Source organism: Levilactobacillus spicheri DSM 15429, from assembly GCF_001435095.1.
GTDB lineage: Bacteria > Bacillota > Bacilli > Lactobacillales > Lactobacillaceae > Levilactobacillus > Levilactobacillus spicheri.
This window is the reverse complement of sequence record NZ_AZFC01000015.1, coordinates 343,901-361,263: the sequence shown is the minus strand read 5'-3', so window position 1 is coordinate 361,263 and position 17,363 is coordinate 343,901. Positions and strand designations below refer to the sequence as shown.

At 55.1% G+C, this 17,363-nt stretch carries 17 protein-coding genes; 5 read left to right on the top strand and 12 right to left on the bottom strand.

Features of this window, described 5'->3' with window-relative positions:
- Window positions 1-307: 307 nt before the first annotated feature.
- The 4 genes from FD37_RS05460 to FD37_RS05445 all read right to left on the bottom strand — a co-directional run bounded on the left by FD37_RS05460 (window position 308) and on the right by FD37_RS05445 (window position 5,269).
- Window positions 308-1,057 carry a glucose 1-dehydrogenase gene (locus FD37_RS05460; RefSeq protein WP_045807757.1) on the bottom strand — a complete coding sequence of 250 codons (750 nt, stop codon included), beginning with the start codon at window positions 1,055-1,057 and terminating at the stop codon, window positions 308-310.
- Window positions 1,058-1,303: 246 nt separating this feature from the next.
- Window positions 1,304-2,728: an NAD-dependent succinate-semialdehyde dehydrogenase gene (locus FD37_RS05455; protein WP_056964013.1), complete on the bottom strand. Its 1,425-nt coding sequence runs from the start codon at window positions 2,726-2,728 to the stop codon at window positions 1,304-1,306.
- Window positions 2,729-3,016: 288 nt separating this feature from the next.
- Entirely contained in the window at window positions 3,017-3,583 is a 567-nt protein-coding gene (locus tag FD37_RS05450) for a TetR/AcrR family transcriptional regulator C-terminal domain-containing protein (RefSeq protein WP_045807494.1), read from the bottom strand.
- 483 nt (window positions 3,584-4,066) lie between these two features.
- A complete protein-coding gene (locus FD37_RS05445) occupies window positions 4,067-5,269 on the bottom strand; it encodes an NAD(P)/FAD-dependent oxidoreductase (RefSeq protein WP_056964011.1) in 1,203 nt (400 codons plus the stop codon).
- Between the two features lie 381 nt (window positions 5,270-5,650).
- On the opposite strand from FD37_RS05445, the gene FD37_RS05440 reads away from it, so the two are divergent.
- Entirely contained in the window at window positions 5,651-6,310 is a 660-nt protein-coding gene (locus tag FD37_RS05440; RefSeq protein WP_056964010.1) for an SDR family oxidoreductase, read from the top strand.
- Between the two features lie 384 nt (window positions 6,311-6,694).
- Here the strand turns inward: FD37_RS05440 and FD37_RS05435 are convergent, their stop codons facing one another.
- Window positions 6,695-6,982 carry a hypothetical protein gene (locus tag FD37_RS05435; protein ID WP_045807497.1) on the bottom strand — a complete coding sequence of 96 codons (288 nt, stop codon included), beginning with the start codon at window positions 6,980-6,982 and terminating at the stop codon, window positions 6,695-6,697.
- A gap of 232 nt (window positions 6,983-7,214) precedes the next feature.
- Here FD37_RS05435 and FD37_RS05430 point away from each other — a divergent pair, with 232 nt between their 5' ends.
- From FD37_RS05430 to FD37_RS05420, 3 genes are all read left to right on the top strand, one after another.
- Complete coding sequence (locus tag FD37_RS05430) at window positions 7,215-7,910, top strand: response regulator transcription factor (protein ID WP_045807758.1); 696 nt, start codon at window positions 7,215-7,217, stop codon at window positions 7,908-7,910.
- Entirely contained in the window at window positions 7,907-9,271 is a 1,365-nt protein-coding gene (locus FD37_RS05425) for a sensor histidine kinase (protein WP_056964007.1), read from the top strand. The genes FD37_RS05430 and FD37_RS05425 overlap by 4 nt, the downstream gene beginning before the upstream one ends.
- A 90-nt stretch (window positions 9,272-9,361) precedes the next feature.
- The gene (locus tag FD37_RS05420) at window positions 9,362-9,610 is read left to right on the top strand and encodes a hypothetical protein (protein WP_045807499.1); all 249 of its coding nucleotides are present in this window, start codon (window positions 9,362-9,364) and stop codon (window positions 9,608-9,610) included.
- Window positions 9,611-9,747: 137 nt separating this feature from the next.
- Here the strand turns inward: FD37_RS05420 and FD37_RS05415 are convergent, their stop codons facing one another.
- The gene (locus FD37_RS05415; RefSeq protein WP_235807854.1) at window positions 9,748-10,092 is read right to left on the bottom strand and encodes a hypothetical protein; all 345 of its coding nucleotides are present in this window, start codon (window positions 10,090-10,092) and stop codon (window positions 9,748-9,750) included.
- Between the two features lie 439 nt (window positions 10,093-10,531).
- Between FD37_RS05415 and FD37_RS12785 the strand changes: the two genes are divergently transcribed.
- Window positions 10,532-11,707, top strand: coding sequence for a hypothetical protein (locus tag FD37_RS12785; RefSeq protein WP_156652727.1), 1,176 nt, complete (start codon window positions 10,532-10,534; stop codon window positions 11,705-11,707).
- A gap of 67 nt (window positions 11,708-11,774) precedes the next feature.
- On the opposite strand, the gene FD37_RS05405 is transcribed toward FD37_RS12785, so the two are convergent.
- The 6 genes from FD37_RS05405 to FD37_RS05380 form a co-directional block, all read right to left on the bottom strand.
- Entirely contained in the window at window positions 11,775-12,197 is a 423-nt protein-coding gene (locus FD37_RS05405; RefSeq protein ID WP_045807502.1) for a hypothetical protein, read from the bottom strand.
- 105 nt (window positions 12,198-12,302) lie between these two features.
- The gene (locus FD37_RS05400) at window positions 12,303-13,703 is read right to left on the bottom strand and encodes a DHA2 family efflux MFS transporter permease subunit (protein WP_056964003.1); all 1,401 of its coding nucleotides are present in this window, start codon (window positions 13,701-13,703) and stop codon (window positions 12,303-12,305) included.
- A 14-nt stretch (window positions 13,704-13,717) separates the two neighbouring features.
- Entirely contained in the window at window positions 13,718-14,131 is a 414-nt protein-coding gene (locus FD37_RS05395; RefSeq protein WP_045807759.1) for a MarR family winged helix-turn-helix transcriptional regulator, read from the bottom strand.
- Window positions 14,132-14,613: 482 nt separating this feature from the next.
- Window positions 14,614-15,531 carry a magnesium transporter CorA family protein gene (locus FD37_RS05390; RefSeq protein ID WP_056963999.1) on the bottom strand — a complete coding sequence of 306 codons (918 nt, stop codon included), beginning with the start codon at window positions 15,529-15,531 and terminating at the stop codon, window positions 14,614-14,616.
- 234 nt (window positions 15,532-15,765) lie between these two features.
- Complete coding sequence (pnuC, locus tag FD37_RS05385) at window positions 15,766-16,521, bottom strand: nicotinamide riboside transporter PnuC (protein WP_045807504.1); 756 nt, start codon at window positions 16,519-16,521, stop codon at window positions 15,766-15,768.
- Window positions 16,522-16,868: 347 nt separating this feature from the next.
- Entirely contained in the window at window positions 16,869-17,342 is a 474-nt protein-coding gene (locus FD37_RS05380; RefSeq protein ID WP_045807505.1) for a MarR family winged helix-turn-helix transcriptional regulator, read from the bottom strand.
- Between the last annotated feature and the right edge of the window lie 21 nt (window positions 17,343-17,363).

Here is a 17,363-nt window from a genome sequence, read left to right as displayed (position 1 = left end):
ACCGATTCAGCATCGGTGGTCGTTTTCTTGATATCACAAGACCAATTGTCAGTTTCATGTGTTCGATAAGCTCGCTGCTAGTGGGAGCCGGAATGTTGCGGATAGGACCGGGTGTTGTGAAGCTGGTTTAGGACTTCCACGCCGATCCGTGATCAAACCATCTTTTGACGTTCCTGGTTTGGAATACGATTGCCATCATAGCACGCCCAGCAGGCATTTGCAATCCCCTGGACTATTCATCTTGATGATGAGTCATTGACGAACTGGTTCAGTCAGCGACCACTAGCAGGGTCCGCGCCGCGAATGACTAAGCGCGTTGACCACCATCGACGGTGAATTCCGCCCCGTTGGCGAAGCCCGATTCATCGCTGCCCAGGTAAACGCAGACCTCACCGATATCCTGCGGCTTGCCCATGTGGCCGACCGGAATCGTCTTGATCAGCTGTTCCTTCGCGGCAGCTGGGACGATCGACGTGTCGATCCAGCCCGGGTGCACGGAGTTGACCCGGATGTCCAGGCCCCGTTGTGCCAGGTTCAGGGCCGTGGCGTGTGTCAATAGCCGCGTGCCCCCCTTGCTAGCGGAGTAGGCCGGTGCCGTTGGCAGGCCTACCAGGCCAGCCACGGAGGAAACGTTGATGATGGAACCCTTGGCATCGTTGTGGGCCTTCATCGCGTTGATGGCGGCCTTTTCACCCAAGAAGTTCGCGGTCAGGTTGATGTCGATGACCTTTTGCCAGTCGGCCAGTGAGACGTCTTCAATGACCGGCATCATCGGGCCGATACCGGCGTTGTTGACCAGAATATCCAGCTTGCCGAACTTGGCGATGGTCGCGTCGATGACCTTCTGCCAGTCGGCTTCCTGTGCAACGTCCTGTTGTACAAACAGACTAACGTCTTCGCCGAACCGCTTAACAGCGGCGGCCCCGCCGTCAACGTTGTGGTTAGCGGTCAGGACGACCTTGGCCCCCTCACGCACGTAGCACTCCGCGATTCCCAGGCCGATGCCGGCAACCCCACCAGTAATAATGGCAACTTTATCCTTTAAACGATCTGACATGAACATGCACCCTTTCCAGTTCTTTTTTCTTTGTTCAGAGTATCACACTCACCCCGAAAAATAAATTAATTTCACGGGACAACGGTTAAGCGCATCATCACAACCTGGCGAGGGACAAGCGACCATTCGGCGACGCCAAGAAGCCCTGACTCCAAATAAAAAGGACCTCCCGAAAAATCGGAAGGTTCCTTCCTGCTTTTGAAAGTAATGACGATTTTGAACACTTCAATCTAGTCAGTCACCGTTTTACAAATCGTGGTAGTGAGCCGGGGCGACCAGACCCCCAAATTCGTTGTCGTTCGGAGCGTCACGCTTGACCACGAGCTCCTGGTTTACGAAGCTCATAATCCCGTTGTGGCCCAATTCACGGCCGAAGCCGGACTTCTTGACCCCACCAAATTCCAGTTCAGGCAAGGAACTGAAGAAGGTGTTGACGAAGACCTGACCGGTTTCCATCCGGGAAGCTAACTGTGCCCCGTACTCGCCGGTGCCGGCAAAGACGATGCCGCCCAGCCCCAGGTCCGTATCGTTGGCCAGTTCGACGGCTTCATCGTCATCCTTGACCTTGTAGACCTGCGCCACGGGTCCGAACATTTCCTTACCGTAAGCCGGGTTGTCCTTGGCGATGTCCGTTAAGATGGTTGGCGGGAAGAATTGCCCGTCATCTTCGGCCGGTTCGTGGACGAAGTAGGCCGTGGCCCCGCCCTGTAAGGCGGCGTCGACCTGTTCTTGGAGCTTCTCCTTAGCCCGCTTCGAGTTCATCGGTGCTAAGGTCGTGGCTGGGTCCATCGGATCGCCCATCTTGACGGCGGCAAAGGACTTCTTCAAATTTTCGAGGAATTCATCGTAGTGGTTCTCGGTCACGATGAACCGCTTGGACGACGTGCAGACTTGACCGGCGTTGTAGAGCCGGGCCCGCGGTGCAATCGCGTTGACCTGCTCCATGTTGGCGTCGTGGGCCACGATGAACGCGTCGGCCCCACCCAATTCCATGGTACTCTTCTTGAGGTGCTTCCCGGCGGCTTCCGCCACGGCGGTCCCGCCCCGTTCGGATCCGGTCAGAGCAACTCCCTGGACCCGAGAATCTGCGATGACGTCTCCCACTTGGGCGTAAGACAGGAAGAGGTTGGTCAACGAGCCGTCCGGCGCCCCCGCGCGCTTAACGGCGTCTTCGAACGCTAACGCTGAGGCCGGGGTGTTGGCCGCGTGTTTGTAAACGATGGGGTCCCCCACCGCAAAGTTCGGGGCGAAGATCCGCATCATCTGATAATACGGGAAGTTCCACGGTTCCACGGCCATCAAGACCCCTAATGGGTGATTTTCCAGTTGGGCCTCACCCGCAATGGAGTCGATCTTCCGGGGCATCAGAAGCTCCTCGGCATGGTCAGCATAGTAGTCGGCAATCGAGGCACACAGCAGGACTTCACCCTGGGCTTCGCTAAACAACTTGCCCATTTCGGTCGTCAGGACCTTGGCCAGGTCGTCCTTTTCGTCCCGGAAAAGTTGGGCCAAACGGTGTAAGACCGGTGTCCGGGTGCCGACAGGGTCGTTACGCCAGCGCTTATAGAGTTGTTGCGCCTGGGCGAGACTGGTTTCGATATCTTCGGTCGTTGCTTCGTCGTAGGTTTGGATCAGTTCATTGGTATATGGATTAATGGTTTGGTAAGCCATGGTTGAGTTCCTCCTAAGTCACACATTCTCGGTTCACAATGTAACCTCTTACATTTATGCATGATACTCGTTATAGCGGCGGAGTACCAGTGGTTTACTTGTGATGATTTATTCAAGTAAAGTTAGTGAAGAATCCCCTGTTGCCGGTAAATCAACCTTTCGTCGAATGTGCAACCGGTTGAAGTGGTCTACCAATTTTTTAAAATTTAGTGGCGGTCGGAGCACCCTCATGGTCGATTGGACCCCATCAAAAAAACGCCCCTCCGCAGAGAAGCGTTTCGCTGTTGCTTAACTCAATTTCCAGCGGTCCAGAATCCCGTTGAACAGCCGGTTGGCCGTCGTCATCTGGTCGAGGACCGTCCGCGGACTGGCCTTGAAGTTATCGTTGGCCCACTTGTTGATGATTCCGATGGCCCCGGCCGCAATGAACTCGGCAGACGTGTCGATCACGTCTTCCTTCAGGTACCGGTACTCGGGCATCGCGTGCAGCAAGATGGATAACCGGGCCGCGACGAACTCGTTCGTCGACTGCCGCCAGACCCCGTCATCGTAGGGGTAGGCATTAAGAAATAACTTCGAGTGATCCGCAATTCGTTCCAAGAGCTGAATCGTTTCGGGGCGCCAGTTTTCCAGCGTAATCGTCACTGGCTTATCGTGCCGCGGGGCAGCGACGATGAACTGCTGGTACACAAATGCCAGGAGCTCATACTTATCCGCAAAGTAATAATAAAACGTCTTACGGTGTACTTCCGCTTCGTCCGCAATTTCCCGAACCGTTATCTTGTCAAACGTATTGTGGTTCAACAACGAAGCCAAGGACTCCGCAATTCGTTCCTTAGTTTCTGATGCCGCCATCGTGATACCTCCAATCATCCACGTAGTTTTTTATAAACCTCAAATTTTTAAGTGTTGGATCGTTCGTTCACTGACCCTACTGACTTTATCAGCAGACTACGTGTCGTTACTCGACGACTGTGCTTCCCCGGCAAACCGTTCACCCGGTGCGCAGTCGGTATGTAAATAAATAGCGTGGTTGCACGCCATTGAATAGGCCTAATTATAGCATAACTCCCGTTCTATTGTACGACACTTTTGCGCACAATGAACCTGTAAATCGTCCCTTTCAGCTAAAATTTTATCCAAAATACGTCAAACGTGCGGCTTTAACCGTTTACTCTATCGTATTTTGGTAAATTCGCCAAATGAGAGATGGCCGCCGGTTTCTCACCAACCATTCACGTCAAAAAGAAGCCAGTTCGGCATTGTGACCGTTTTACCTATTTTAGCATGAGAAAAGCGGGTAGGCTACTCCGCCCACCCGCTTTTTCTTAAAAACTTTTAATGATAGAGGTCGAACCGCCCCTTGGCAAAGACGGTGCTCAGATGCGCGCTTTCCATCAACGAACGGTCCGTGATGATCTTCTTCAAGGCGGAGGCGACGTACCCCTTGACCTTCCGGTTACCACTGCCGATCTCGCCGATCCCGTCGCGGTCACTCAGCGATGCCACGGTTCCGCTAGACTTGTAGACGAACTTGCGCGTCTCGTGGCCACGTAACTGCAGGCCAATGTTCTTGGCCGCTTGGGTCCCGGCCGCCAACGCAATTTGCGCGGTCGTCGGGTAAGGGCGGTTGCTGTCCGGATCCATGACCGCGGCCACGTCACCCACGATGTAAACTTCCGGATGATCCTTCAGGGACAGGTCGTCGTTGACCACGACCCGGTTCCGCCGTTGCTCAAAGCCGGAATCCGCAATGACCTGCGACCCGCTGACCCCCACGGTCCAGACGATGGTGTTGGCCTGAACCTCGTGTTCCTGGTCGTCACCATCCGTGTACAGTACCGCGTTGGGCTTGATTTCCGTGATGCTGGAACCCAGCCGCATGTCGACGTTGTGCTTGTCCAAAAAGCGCATCGCGTAGTCGCCCAGCGACTTATCGAACATCGGCAGGATACTGGTCATCCGTTCCAAGCAGACCAGCTTGATAGCCGGTGTGTTGTACTTCGTTTGCAACTTCGGCAGAGATTGCGTCAGTTCCCCCAGCAGCTCGATACCCGTGAACCCGGCACCACAAACGGCGACGGTCAGGTCGTTCGGGTCTTTGGACTCCGCGTAACCCTTGATGGTCTTCTCCAGGTGCTGGTAAACGGCTTCCGACGTGGCCAGGTCGTCCATCGGTAACGCGTTTTCGGTCGCGCCCTTCAGGCCGAAGGTTTCGGACTGGAAGCCCAACGCCAGGATCAGGTAATCGTACGTGATCGGTTGGTGGTCCGCCAGCGTCACCTGCTTCTGGTCCACGTCCACGTTCGTGACCGTGTCGCGAATGAAGGTGACCCGGTTGCCAATGATGTCGTTGATCTCGTACGTGATCTTCTCGGGTGCGATGGTCCCAGCCGCGACCTCGTGCAGGTTGGTCTTTTCGGTATGGGTCCCCGACTTGTCAACTAAGATGATTTGATTGTCGCTGGGAACTTCCCGCTGTAAGAATTTAATGGCCCGCATGCCCGCGTAGCCACCGCCTAGAACTAAAATCGTTGCCATAATTAACGACTCCTTTTCTGATAAGTTCACCCACCGATAGTTAGCCGTGATACTGGCCTAAATTAAACCGTTTTCAATTTGGCGTTTATCGCCCGTCCCCCCATCGGAACTGCGACAACCTAGCTATCTGGGATCTTTGAATCCATTATACGGCTTATCACTTGAAAAACCAGCCAAAACGGTTCGCAATCTACTTCACAAATCGTTGAGGGCCTTCGCGACCATCGAAAGTTGCTTCAGAGTCACATTAGCTGACAAGTGCCCGCAAAACCTTTAAGGTGAACATTAGTTAAGTTAACAAGATGTGGGCCTCCCCGATTCGTTTCGAACGTGACGGATGCCGGCATGGCGTTAACCACCATCTAAGGAGGTTCTTTTTTCATGACAACACTTGTGATTGGCGCCCACGGCCAAGTGGGCCAACGCATCGTCCAGCAGCTCGCCGCAACGGGGGAGACCGTCTTCGGTGGCATTCGGAATGCCGAACAGGCGGCCACCATTGATAAACTGGGCGGTCAGGCCCGCATGTTCGACCTGATGGGCTCGGCCGACGCCATGGTTCCCGCCATGCACGGCATCGACACAGTCGTTTTCTCGGCCGGTTCCGGCGGCAGCACCGGCGACGACATGACCCTGAACATCGACCTCGACGGGGCCATTAAAGCGATTACCGCGACCGAAGAGGCCCACATTCAGCGCTTCATTATCGTCAGCGCCATGGGGACCGACGACCGCGAATTCTGGGCCAACTCCAGCATTCGGCCCTACTACGTGGCGAAGTACTACGCTGACCAGTGGCTCCAACACCGGACCAACCTGGCCTACACCATCGTCCGGCCGGGCATCCTGACCGATGACGAGCCCACGGGCAAAATTGCGTTGAATCCCGAAAAGACGGACAACACGCGCATCACCCGCGCCGACGTGGCCGCCACGGTCACCGCGGTAGTACGGCACCCGTTGCCCCACCAGATCATCACGCTGGTCAACGGCGAAACGCCGATCGAAACGGCCGTTCAACAGGCCGCCGCGCTGCAATAGGATCAGCCACCACGTCACTACCAGCGCTCCGCAGTTATTGAGACTGTGGGGCGTTTTTGGATGGTCGTCCCTCCTTGAATTGACGCGAGCGGTGGGGCTGTCTACCACTTACGCCATCATTCCGGTACACTAAAGGTCAGCCGAATTGGAGGCGGCATTCCATGCTAGAAATCCTTAAAGAAATTTTCGTTGGCCTGGTCCTGCTCGGCATGCTCTGGGCCCCGCTCTCCCTGTTCAACGACTTCTTCAACCACAAGTCGTAAGCGAACGGGGACTCAAAAAGCCCCACCGCGGTCTCTCAACGTGGTGGGGCTTTTTGGCTTCTATTCTGCTGATGAGGCAGACTTTTTTGCGAAACGTTTGGGGGAAGAATGGGTCACTTCATTATTTCAGCTGTTGGTCGCGGTGTTGTTGGTCAAGGTTCAGGGCACTGGCATCCACGGTCGTTTGGACCTGGTTGGCGATGGCCTTGGTGCTGGTCCGCTTCAGGTGGATCCGGTTAAATTGCATCGTGGCCACTGGCCGTTGATCCAGTGTCACCGTGGCCTGGACGGGTTCTGCCGTAACCGTGGTCCGGGTGGCCGCCGAAGCACCGGCGGAAGTTGCCATCAAAGTCGTTACCGTCATCGTTCCCAATAAAACCTTTTTGAATACGTTGTTTAATTTCGTCATATCTACCACTCCTCAATGGATTCATATCAGCTTTGCGCTTTCGATGTATTAGTTATACCATGCATTTAGCGGCTAAATCTTGAACCTTACTTAAGGTTAAAATATGAATTTCTTATTTTTGACTTAGCCCCGTATGCTACTATACGGGTAACCCCGAAAGAATCTCAGTCGAAACGCGGCGGTACCGGGTTTTTCCCCCGTCACGTTTCACCCTAAGGAGACTGTTCGTATGATGAAAAATACTATTCTATTAGTTGAAGACGAAGAGGGCCTGGCCAGTTACGTGGCCAAGGAACTCACCTTTGAAGACTTTACCGTTCTGACTGCGGCCGACGGCGAGGCCGCGTGGGACATGTACCAGGAACACCGTGACGAGCTGCTACTGGTTCTGCTCGACTGGATGCTGCCTAAGATCGATGGCATGGCCGTTTTACGTCGGATTCGAAAACACGACGACCTGCCCGTGATCATGATGACCGCGCGTGACTACCTAGGTGATAAGGTCACCGGCCTCGATAACGGCGCCGACGACTACATCACGAAGCCCTTTGAAATCGAGGAGCTATTGGCCCGCATCCGGGTCATCCAGCGCCGGGCCGCGCACCAAAGCGGCCTGGACCAGACCTACCGGATCGCCGACCTGACGTTGGTGACCAAGACCCGGCAGGTCACTCGCGGTGACACCAGCATCCAGCTGACCCAACGAGAATATGATCTGCTCCTCTTCTTAATGCGGCACCCCGGCCAGGTCTTCACCCGTGACGAACTCCTTGATAACGTCTGGGGCGTGGACTTTTTGGGTCAGCAGAACGTGGTCGACGTGTACATCGGCTACCTGCGGAATAAAATCGACACGGCCGACACCCCCAACCTGTTCCACACGATTCGGGGCGTCGGCTACAGTCTGAAAGCGGATGATGATGAATGAAAGCTCCCCAAGCCCCCCGCTCCTACGCGGATATTATTCGCCACTCCTTCACCAGCCTACTCCTGACGATTGGCCTGGTCATTGTCCTGACGGTCTCGATTACCCTGACGGTCGACCAACTTTTCCGGGCCCAGGAACAGGCCGCCCGACTCAGTGCCAACCTGCAGACCACCCAGGTCAGTAATTTTGCCGACTGGCTCACGGTCAACCGGGGGAGCGGTCTGAATTCCCACAACACCTTTATCCTGATCAAGAACGCCGACGGATCGACCACCTCGTTTCTCCCCGGTGCCCGCAAAATCGACACCTCGGGGGCCTGGTCCGTGCCCTTTACCCACCTGATCTATATCAAAAACATGGGGCTGTACTTCTCCGAGACGCTGAAGACTGGGCAGCGGACCTACCTGCTCTATATCGGCATGCACGTACTGCTGGGGAATCTTCACGTGCTGATTGCGGTCCTCATCATCGCCATCGGCCTGAGCCTCCTGATTGGCCTGCTCTTCGTGCGGCGCCTGGCAAACCGTATCAGTAAACCGACCATCGAATTGGCCCAGGCGGCCCAACAGGCGGCGGCGACCCCCGCGGTGACTCAGCCTAAGCTGCCCCAACCGGCCGAACCGGTGGAGATTCACCAATTGGCCGAGGACTTCAACCAGCTATTGGCCGCCCAAAACAACCGACTTCAGCGGGAGCGCCAGTTTATCTCCGACGCCTCCCACGAACTGCGGACGCCCATCGCGACGATTCGGGGCAACCTCAAGCTGATTGAACGGCGCGGGGACCAGCACCCCGAGGTCATCCCCGAGTCCCTGGGGTTCATCGACCAGGAGTCGTTGCGGATGCAACACCTGATTGAAAACCTGCTCCACCTCTCGCGGGCCGACCGGGCCGACGTCGACCTTCAACCGCTCGACGTGGCCAAGCTGGCACGCGGCGTGGTCGCCCACTACCAGCCGCTGGTCAGCCAGCCGCTCAGCCTCGAGGCGCCGGAAACACCCGTGATGGCGCTGGGGGACAGCGACATGCTGCACCAAATTCTGACCGCCCTGCTGGACAACGCGCACAAGTACTCCCCGGCCGACCAGCCCATCGTGGTTCGTCTCATAACGACGGCCCAGACCGTGACGTTGCAGGTCGCGGACCAAGGGGCGGGCATCCCGGCTGAGGACCGCACCTACATCTTTGAACGGTTCTACCGGGTCGACGCCTCCCGCTCCAACCAGATTGAGGGCAGCGGCCTGGGACTGGCCATTGTGTCCCAATTGGTCAAGTTGAACCACGGTCAAATTGCCGTCACCGAAAATCAGCCCCGGGGATCGGTCTTTGCCGTGACCCTGCAGGCCCCTCCAAAATCCTAAGAAATTCTCAGGGAATCCTTAACCAATCGCCAAGACTTCCGCAACCCTTTCACGGTATACTGAGCTCATCAATTGAAAGGAAGCGTTCATATGCTGATTGACAACAACCCGCACATCCACACGATTACGCCCGCTCAGATCACGAAGGTGTTCTACCCCTACGTCATCGCGAAAACGGAGGCTGGCCAGTACATCACGGTCAACCTGAGCGACCAGGAACGAAAGGACCCCCTGTTTTGGGAAACCATGGTCAACATTGCCAAGGCCAAATTGTGGGTTCCCATCGGTGAACGGTTTCACCAGCTGCTCTCTTACGACTGGATGTTCGTCACGAACTAACCCTGCCCCATCCCAATCCTAAAAAACCAACCGCCCGACCACTGACTGGCCGGGCGGTTTTTCTGTGTCCTCATGACAAAAACGGCATGAAAAAAGAGCCCGGGGCGGTTCATCCCAGGCTCTTCATGCTAAGTTCACTAATTTTCTTTGACTAATTCGGCCTTCTTGCGAAGCTCTTGCCGCGTTTGGCCTGGACCCAATTGGGTCGGCCGAACCAAGTGACCGTCGATTGTCCCACCTAAAGCCGCTAAGCTAAAGATGATCAAGCCCCACACGGCACTCGGCCAAGCGGTACTCAGGTTCACGGCGATAATCGTCATCAGGGCTAACCCGCAGCCACTGGCCACGATGTCGAACCCTTGCCGGTCGATTCGGTTGAAGTACGGATAGTTATGGGTAAACAGGGCGTCCACGACCATTAAGGCACCAATGCCCCCAAGGACCAGCTGGATAGACTGTCCCTGGCCCACGAAACTAGCCATGCTGAGTAAAATCATGTAAGTCATTAAAAACCAAAAGGAATGGAACGCATAGCGCCAATCAAAAGTCATCGTGATCACCCCGTCTCTCTAAAGTATCTGTAGTTTAGCACGATTAAGGACCCTTGAAAACGCCCGCGAACCCTATGGTTAAGCTAATAACGCTACCAACCACGTTTTTTGAAAATGGTTTCTTTCCATGTCTAACAACTATGAAACCCATTACGAAAATTTCGTTAAAATTTTTAGATTATTTTTTGATGAGACCCGTTTTGGGACGCAATCCATGCCAGTTTCCACATGCATTTATTATGATAACTATAAATAATCGTTTTCAAAATCAGATAAATATCTTAGCCATCGAACTATTACGCGATATCAACCATTCTTTTACATCGCTTCGTTATCCTATTTACGTACCCAAATTTAAGGAGGTTTTCTCATGAATCAACGTTTAACCCGCATCACCGGATTAGCCATGCTGACCCTGACGCTCGTCACTCTGGCCGCACCGACTGCTCAAGCAGCGGCTATGACCTTCAAAGTGCCTGGGCATACTATCACAGCTATGGTGCCAGAAACAACGGTTACTTCGCCAGACCGCGAGGAGTCACAAACATCCCCGTGGCAAGCTTTACCACACGCGCCAAATACTCAGGGACCAACTACCAATGTGGTCACGCCAGGCTCAGAGAACCCGGCAACCGATGGTCAAACAACGGGTTCAACACCCAGCCCAGTAACACCGGAACCAGACAAACCGACCACCGATAACCAAGCGAACGGCTCTACAACTGGCCAGGCAACGCCAGAACCAAATAAGCCAACTACCGATGGTCAAACTAGCGGCTCCACGGCCGACCAAGCAACGCCAGAGCCAAATAAGCCAACTACCGATGGTCAAACTGACGGCTCCACGACCGGCCAAGCAACGCCAAGCCCAGACAAGCCAACCACCGATGGTCAATCTAACGTCACCGCACCTGACTTAGTCACGTCGGAACCAGACAAACCAACCACCGATAACCAAGCAAACGGATCCACACCCAACCTAGTGACACCAGAACCAGATAAACCATCGACTGATACCCAAGCAAACGGCTCAACGCCGGGCCCAGTATCACCCGAGCCAGATAAACCAGCAACTGATGGCCAAGCAACTGGCTCAACACCTGACCTAGTGACGGCAAAACCCGATAAGCCGACCACTTCTAGCCCAATTACCGGCACCCCGTTCCATCCGAATACGCAGCGGCCAGGAAGCCATCTCCCTCACTTTTCTTTCTCTAATGTCTCTAACTTAATCACGAATGGTATCACACATGTCATTGACAGCGCCGCGCACGCCGTTAGTCCCATCAAGATTGGTAAGCACGCGTCAAATAATTCACACAAAGTCCGCGTAAAGGCAGCGCGCCACTGGTTCCAGGGGAGATTATTCCACCAGGCACAAACCATCACGTCACGTGATGCCAAAAAGACCTACATCGTCACCCGTCAAATCACGCTCGCCACTAATGACCATAAAGATACCTTTGTTGAAGTCACACCCGAACGGTGGGCTTTCGCTCCCATCAAGCATTGGATTCACATCGACAACGTCACCCCCATTAAGTAGCCCCCGCGTCACGCTGTCTACTAAAAAAATCCGGGAAAGCCTCCCGGATTTTTGCACGTGTTTCATTTTAATGAGTAATTTTCTTCAATAACCGTTCCCGGCGAATCAGCTCGCGCCGTGTCTGGGCCGGTTTCAACTCCGTGGGCCGGACCAGGTACCCGTCGATGGTCCCACCGATACTGGCCAGGCAGAAACCGGTGAAGTCCCAGACGATGCTGGGCCAGGTCGGATCAAAGTTGGCGGCTAACAGCGCCACCAGGGCAAACATCGCAATGCTGACTAGAATCGTCGCCCCCTGCCGGTCGACCCGGTTAAAGTACGGGTAGTTGCGCGTGAAGAGCACGTCCACCACGATGAGCGCCACGATGGTCCCCAGGGCCATCCGCAGGGAATGGCCCTGGTCGTTAAAGAAGACCGCCGTACTGGATAAGATTAAATAAGTCATGAGAAACCAAAAAGAATGAAACGCGTACCGCCAATCAAAGCGCATATCGATCACCTCACCTGTATTTCAGGCAAGTGTAGCACCGTCCCCGTCACGAAAGGGGTTTCGCCCGCTTCGCAAGTAAAGGTACTAACGCTACCAACTCGGTGATCAGTCTTGCGTTTGCTGGATTGGCTGGCGTAGGGCCCAGACCATGACGCCCCAGGCCAGAGCACTGGTGACGACCAATACCAGCAGCGCCGTTTGGGACCCCGCCGCCGTTTTCAGCACCGTGGTCGAGCCGGCCACCGCCTGGCGAGCCGCGATGATGGCGGATACCAGGGCCGTGCCCATCGCCCCGGCAAACTGTTGCAGGGAGTTCATCAGCGCGTTTCCGTCGGCCTTAAGCGCGGGCGTCAAGTGCTTCAGGCCGTTGGTCATCATGTTCCCAAAGCCCAGACCGATTCCAATCATGTAAATAACGTACAGTCCTAGGACCCAAGCGGCCCCCATGTGCGGGGCCAAGACGGTCATGCCAATCAAGGCCACCACGGCCAGGCCTAGGCCCAGAAGAATCGGCCGGGGCGCCCCAAAGCGGTCGAGAATCTGACCGCCGACGGGCGCGAAGCAGGCGCCAATCAACGCGCCGGGTAAGACCACCAGCCCCGCCACGAAGGCTGTTTGCCGATCGACCAGCTGCAGGTAGTTTGGTAGGATGAACGACAGCCCCAACGAGGCAATCTGAATCAGGAAAAAGGCCAACAGGTGGCCACTAAACCCGCGACTGCGCAGGGCTTGCAGGTGAATCAACGGATCCGCGATTTTCAGCGACCGCCAGGTGAAGGCGGCCAAGCCCAGGAGTCCCAGGACCAGCGCCCCGCTCACCGACCAGCTCAACCAGGCGTGGGTACTGATGGCACTGAACCCGTAGATCAGCCCGCCAAAGGTCACCCCGACCCCGACCATGCTGGGCCAGTCGAAACGCGCGGCCGTGGTCGGCGTCACCTGCCGAATTGTCTTGATGCCCACGAAGAAGGACACCACCAGAAACGGCACCAGGATCCAGAAGATGTACCGCCAATTCAGGTTGGTGACCAGAATGCCCCCGTACGTGGGGCCAATCGCCGGCCCAATCGCGGTCACCAGCGTGCCGATTCCGGTCATCAAGCCGATACGGCTCAGTGGGACCTGGTCCAGGATGATGTTAAACATCAGGGGTAACGCGATCCCCGTGCCAACCCCCTGAATCGCCCGCCCGGTCAACAACCAGGCGAAGTTCGGGGCCAGCCCGTCGATCACGATCCCACTGATAAATAACAGGTTCGCCGTGACAAAGAGTTGCCGCAACTTGAAGCGGCGTTTCAGGTACGACGAGACCGGCACGATGCAGGCCACGATCAAAAGATACAGCGTGGTCATCCACTGCACGGTCCCGGTGGTGATGTGAAATTGGCGCATCAGGGTCGGAAAGGTGATGTTCATCGCCGTTTCCACGATGACCCCACTCAGCGACATCAGGCCGGTCGCTAACACGGCCCCCACGACCCGGGGCTCAATTTTTTCCGTTGTCATTGAATCATCCTTTCTTACCATTGACTGATCTGTTGCAGCGCCCGGCGGAATCCCGCCGCGGCTTCCGGTGACAGCTGGGCCACCATCTTGGCATCCTGTTGTCGTAAATGGGTCGTGATGATGGGAATCAGCTCGCGGCCCTTGGTCGTCAACTGAAGTTCCCGCTTGCGGCTATCACTCGCCGCCACGACCCGGGTCAACAGCTCGCGCTCCACCATTCGCTTGATGAGCAGCGAAGCGGTCGAGCGTTGAATATGAAATTCGTGTTCGACGTCGACCTGAAAGGTCACCGCCGTTCCGCGGCGACTCAGGTAATCGATGACCGACATCTGCATCCCGGTCATCCCATAGGGCCGGGCAAAGGCGTTCAGCTCAAGGTTCATCTGGTTCGTCGCGTCCCGCAACAGGCCCCCTAATCGTGGTTCCATGATCATCATCCTCTCTTTTTGTTAGCCGGCTAACAATTATAACGCAATTTGATGAAGATTCAACGGGAATTTTCTGGGAAGCCCCTCAGCAAATAGCGGCGGCCACGCAAAAACGGGTCTGGAAGGTTTCCAGACCCGCTGACTTTTGATTCATGCATCATGTTCTCACAAGCAACCCGTTCACTATCCCTGAGTGTATCGAACCTAGGATGATGCGCCCTTGGAGACAACCCAGCATGATCGTCAATGATTGTACCAGACATCAGTGCTGACACTATCGTCCATCCCGCAACGTAGCGTCGGCGTTTCCCCCCGTGGTGAAATGATTGTTAGTCAGCGTTTCTTGCTGGCTTACAATCAGGCCGAGTTCTGGAAACTCGCCGGTTTTTGGCGAGGTTTCAGAATCGTGCCCACCTCGGGGGAATGAAGCCGACCGAACGTTGCGCCAGTTTCCACCAAGTTGCCCATATCGGTCGGCCCTTTTACCAGAAATGCCGGTGGCGCAGGACGTAGGCCACCAGCAGCATGATGCCGACCATGATAGCCACCGTGAAGACCCAGGACAATGGGTCGTTGGCAATCGGCAACTTCACGTTCATACCGTAGAATCCGGTCACAATCGTCGGAATCGTCAAAACCAGCGACCAGATGGTCAAGAACTTCATCGTGTCGTTCAGATTATTGTTCAGCACGTTATTGAAGGTGCTCGAGATGCGGTCCACGACGTCGGCCTCAATCGCGGTCATTTCGGACGTTTGCCGGGCTTCGATGACGGCGTCGGTCAGGTGCTCGCGGTTCTTGTCGGACAGCTGTTTGCCGAAGGGCGTGCTGTTCAGGTTGACCACCATCATGGCGTTGTTGCGGGTAGCACTCACGAAGTAGGCCAGACTTTGTTGCAGGTTGGACAGTGCAATCAGATCCTTGTTGTCCGGCGACTGATTCAGCTGCTTGTCCAGCCGGTTCTGTTCGGCGTTGATCTTCCGAATCGGTGCGATAAACTGGTCGAACAGGATGAAGAAGCTGATCATGACCAATTCGTTGGTGTCGGTGATCTGGTCGAGTTTTAGCCGGTCCATCAGCAGTTGGTTGACCCACTGGGTTCGCGTGGTGGTGATGGACATCACCTGGTGGCCCTTCAGGAGAAAGGTCACCGGGCGAGTAATGTAGCGCTGGGAGACCTCGTCCACCACGACGGGCACGTGCAGGACGAATAGCTGGGTGTTTAGGTACTCGTCACGGTCATAGTGGGCCCGTTCGTTCACATCGGTCACGTAGGTCAAAATCTCGTCGGTCAGGCCATACGTCTTCTGTAAGGCCTCGCGGTCGCTGTCGTCCTCGACCATCGCGGTCACCCAGGTCAGGGCCTGGTCCTCATCGCCCAGGTGGTGTTCAGCAATCATGGTAGTCCCTCCTCTACCCCCCAAATTTCGGTGGTGATTCTTCTAAATCCTAGTGTACCACTTCCACTGACCCAAACCCGGCGGAACGCAAAAATGAGCGTGGGACAAATGGCGAATAGCTGGTGCTCGTTTCAATACCAGCTATTCGGCAAACAAAAAAAGCCTGAGACTTTCGCCCCAGACTCACTGATTTATTTAAAAATAGCAAATACTTGGTTTAAAGGTGCCGCATCCCTACCGATTCTCGTCGGCGAGTTGGCCCGCGTAGGCCGTCTCCTGGGCGATGACCCGTTGCCGTTCCTTTTCGTTGTACCACGGCGAGATGGTGAAGGCCAACACGTCGTTGATCAGGTAAACGGAGCTGTTGATGAACATCGCCAGCGTCGCGGAACCCTGCCGGAAGGAGATGAACCAGAGGACCATCTGGGCCAGTCCGGAGGCGATCCACCAGACGTACTGGTTGTTGAAGCGTAGGAAGCAGATCACCCCGGCGGTCAGGCTGATGGCAAAGCTGATGGCGTCGACCCACGGCCGCGGGTCATCGGTGAAGGCGCCAATCGCCCAACCGGAGATCAGGTAGATCACCACGGTCGAGACCAACGCCACGAACCAACTGCGGCCCGTGAACTTACGAATCTTGGACGCCATGTTGACGTTCCAGTTGGCACTGATCAGAACCGGGATGTCCAGGGTCGCCACGTAGGCAATCTGTTCAAAAATGCTGAGGTAGTTCTTCGCCGCGTACCCTGTGATCACGAAGCAGATGGCGGACAGGATGCCCAGAAACCCGTTCACGGATTTGGCAGCATTGATGGCCAAGACGCACAGAACCCCCAGCGTGGTCCCGATAAACGTCAAAATCGTCAGCGGCGTGATGGTCTGTCCGACCAGCGTCATGACCTGACACCCGAGGCTAAAGAAGAACAGGTAATAGTTCTGTTGTGGCCAGCCCTGTAATTGGTGGGCTAAGAATTTAAAATAATGCTGCATACTAACGCGCTCCCTCATGATTTGATTTCACTACATTTAGTATGCTTTCCGGAAAGTCAGGCTAAATCACTACCATATCTGGTAGTCGTGTTTTGAAACAACGCTTACGAGTATACCATAAAAATAATCATGGCCCAGCCCTAAATTGAAATTTGTTTCATGGCCGTTTTCCCTAAAACAATCGCTTTCATCCCGGTAATTCACTGTGGAACACGGTTCGTTGGGTCAAACAACCTAGCCACTTTCGCCTAATTGTCACCAGCGCACCAAAAAAGCGGGCCTTCGTAAAGAAAGTCACCGCTTATTTATGCATAAGTTTATTCATAAATCGTTTTACTATCTTGTTTTTATGCCTTGTCGGTGGGATTGGTATCGTCCCGCGACGTCAGCGCCGCCAACATCTGGGTCAACTGGCCCATGGTCACCGAGCTGCCTTCGTCACTGAGGGACACCTGACTCATCAGCTTAGCGGACTTCTGGACCAACTTGTAACAGTCGATCTCCAGTTGCTCGCCACTCGCCGTCAGGGACAGTGGCCGGACCCGCCGATCGGTCGTTTCGTAGCTTTGTACGACGTAACCCCGCCGAATCAGCTGGGAAATGCCGCGGGAAACTGCGGCGCGAGAGATGCCCCGACTATCCGCCACGGCAGCCGACGTTAACTTCCCCGGTTGCTCCAAGATTTGGTGCAAAATGGCGTACTGATCAACCGAGATGCCCGTCATTCGTTGAAACCGCGTTGCTGACTTTTCTAATTCCCGCTTGAGTTGCATGTAGGCTTCGAAGAAACTTTCAGCATGAACTGCCTTACTCTCTAACATCGTATCAGATCCTATCTCCGT

Coding starts and splice junctions, on each gene's coding strand:
- FD37_RS05455 (WP_056964013.1), bottom strand. CDS start 2,728: ATGGCTTACCAAACCATTAATCCATATACCAATGAACTGATCCAAACC.
- FD37_RS05460 (WP_045807757.1), bottom strand. CDS start 1,057: ATGTCAGATCGTTTAAAGGATAAAGTTGCCATTATTACTGGTGGGGTT.
- FD37_RS05400 (WP_056964003.1), bottom strand. CDS start 13,703: ATGACAACGGAAAAAATTGAGCCCCGGGTCGTGGGGGCCGTGTTAGCG.
- pnuC (WP_045807504.1), bottom strand. CDS start 16,521: ATGCAGCATTATTTTAAATTCTTAGCCCACCAATTACAGGGCTGGCCA.
- FD37_RS05420 (WP_045807499.1), top strand. CDS start 9,362: ATGCTGATTGACAACAACCCGCACATCCACACGATTACGCCCGCTCAG.
- FD37_RS05425 (WP_056964007.1), top strand. CDS start 7,907: ATGAAAGCTCCCCAAGCCCCCCGCTCCTACGCGGATATTATTCGCCAC.
- FD37_RS05450 (WP_045807494.1), bottom strand. CDS start 3,583: ATGGCGGCATCAGAAACTAAGGAACGAATTGCGGAGTCCTTGGCTTCG.
- FD37_RS05395 (WP_045807759.1), bottom strand. CDS start 14,131: ATGGAACCACGATTAGGGGGCCTGTTGCGGGACGCGACGAACCAGATG.
- FD37_RS05415 (WP_235807854.1), bottom strand. CDS start 10,092: ATGGCTAGTTTCGTGGGCCAGGGACAGTCTATCCAGCTGGTCCTTGGG.
- FD37_RS05430 (WP_045807758.1), top strand. CDS start 7,215: ATGAAAAATACTATTCTATTAGTTGAAGACGAAGAGGGCCTGGCCAGT.
- FD37_RS12785 (WP_156652727.1), top strand. CDS start 10,532: ATGAATCAACGTTTAACCCGCATCACCGGATTAGCCATGCTGACCCTG.
- FD37_RS05380 (WP_045807505.1), bottom strand. CDS start 17,342: ATGTTAGAGAGTAAGGCAGTTCATGCTGAAAGTTTCTTCGAAGCCTAC.
- FD37_RS05390 (WP_056963999.1), bottom strand. CDS start 15,531: ATGATTGCTGAACACCACCTGGGCGATGAGGACCAGGCCCTGACCTGG.
- FD37_RS05435 (WP_045807497.1), bottom strand. CDS start 6,982: ATGACGAAATTAAACAACGTATTCAAAAAGGTTTTATTGGGAACGATG.
- FD37_RS05440 (WP_056964010.1), top strand. CDS start 5,651: ATGACAACACTTGTGATTGGCGCCCACGGCCAAGTGGGCCAACGCATC.
- FD37_RS05445 (WP_056964011.1), bottom strand. CDS start 5,269: ATGGCAACGATTTTAGTTCTAGGCGGTGGCTACGCGGGCATGCGGGCC.
- FD37_RS05405 (WP_045807502.1), bottom strand. CDS start 12,197: ATGCGCTTTGATTGGCGGTACGCGTTTCATTCTTTTTGGTTTCTCATG.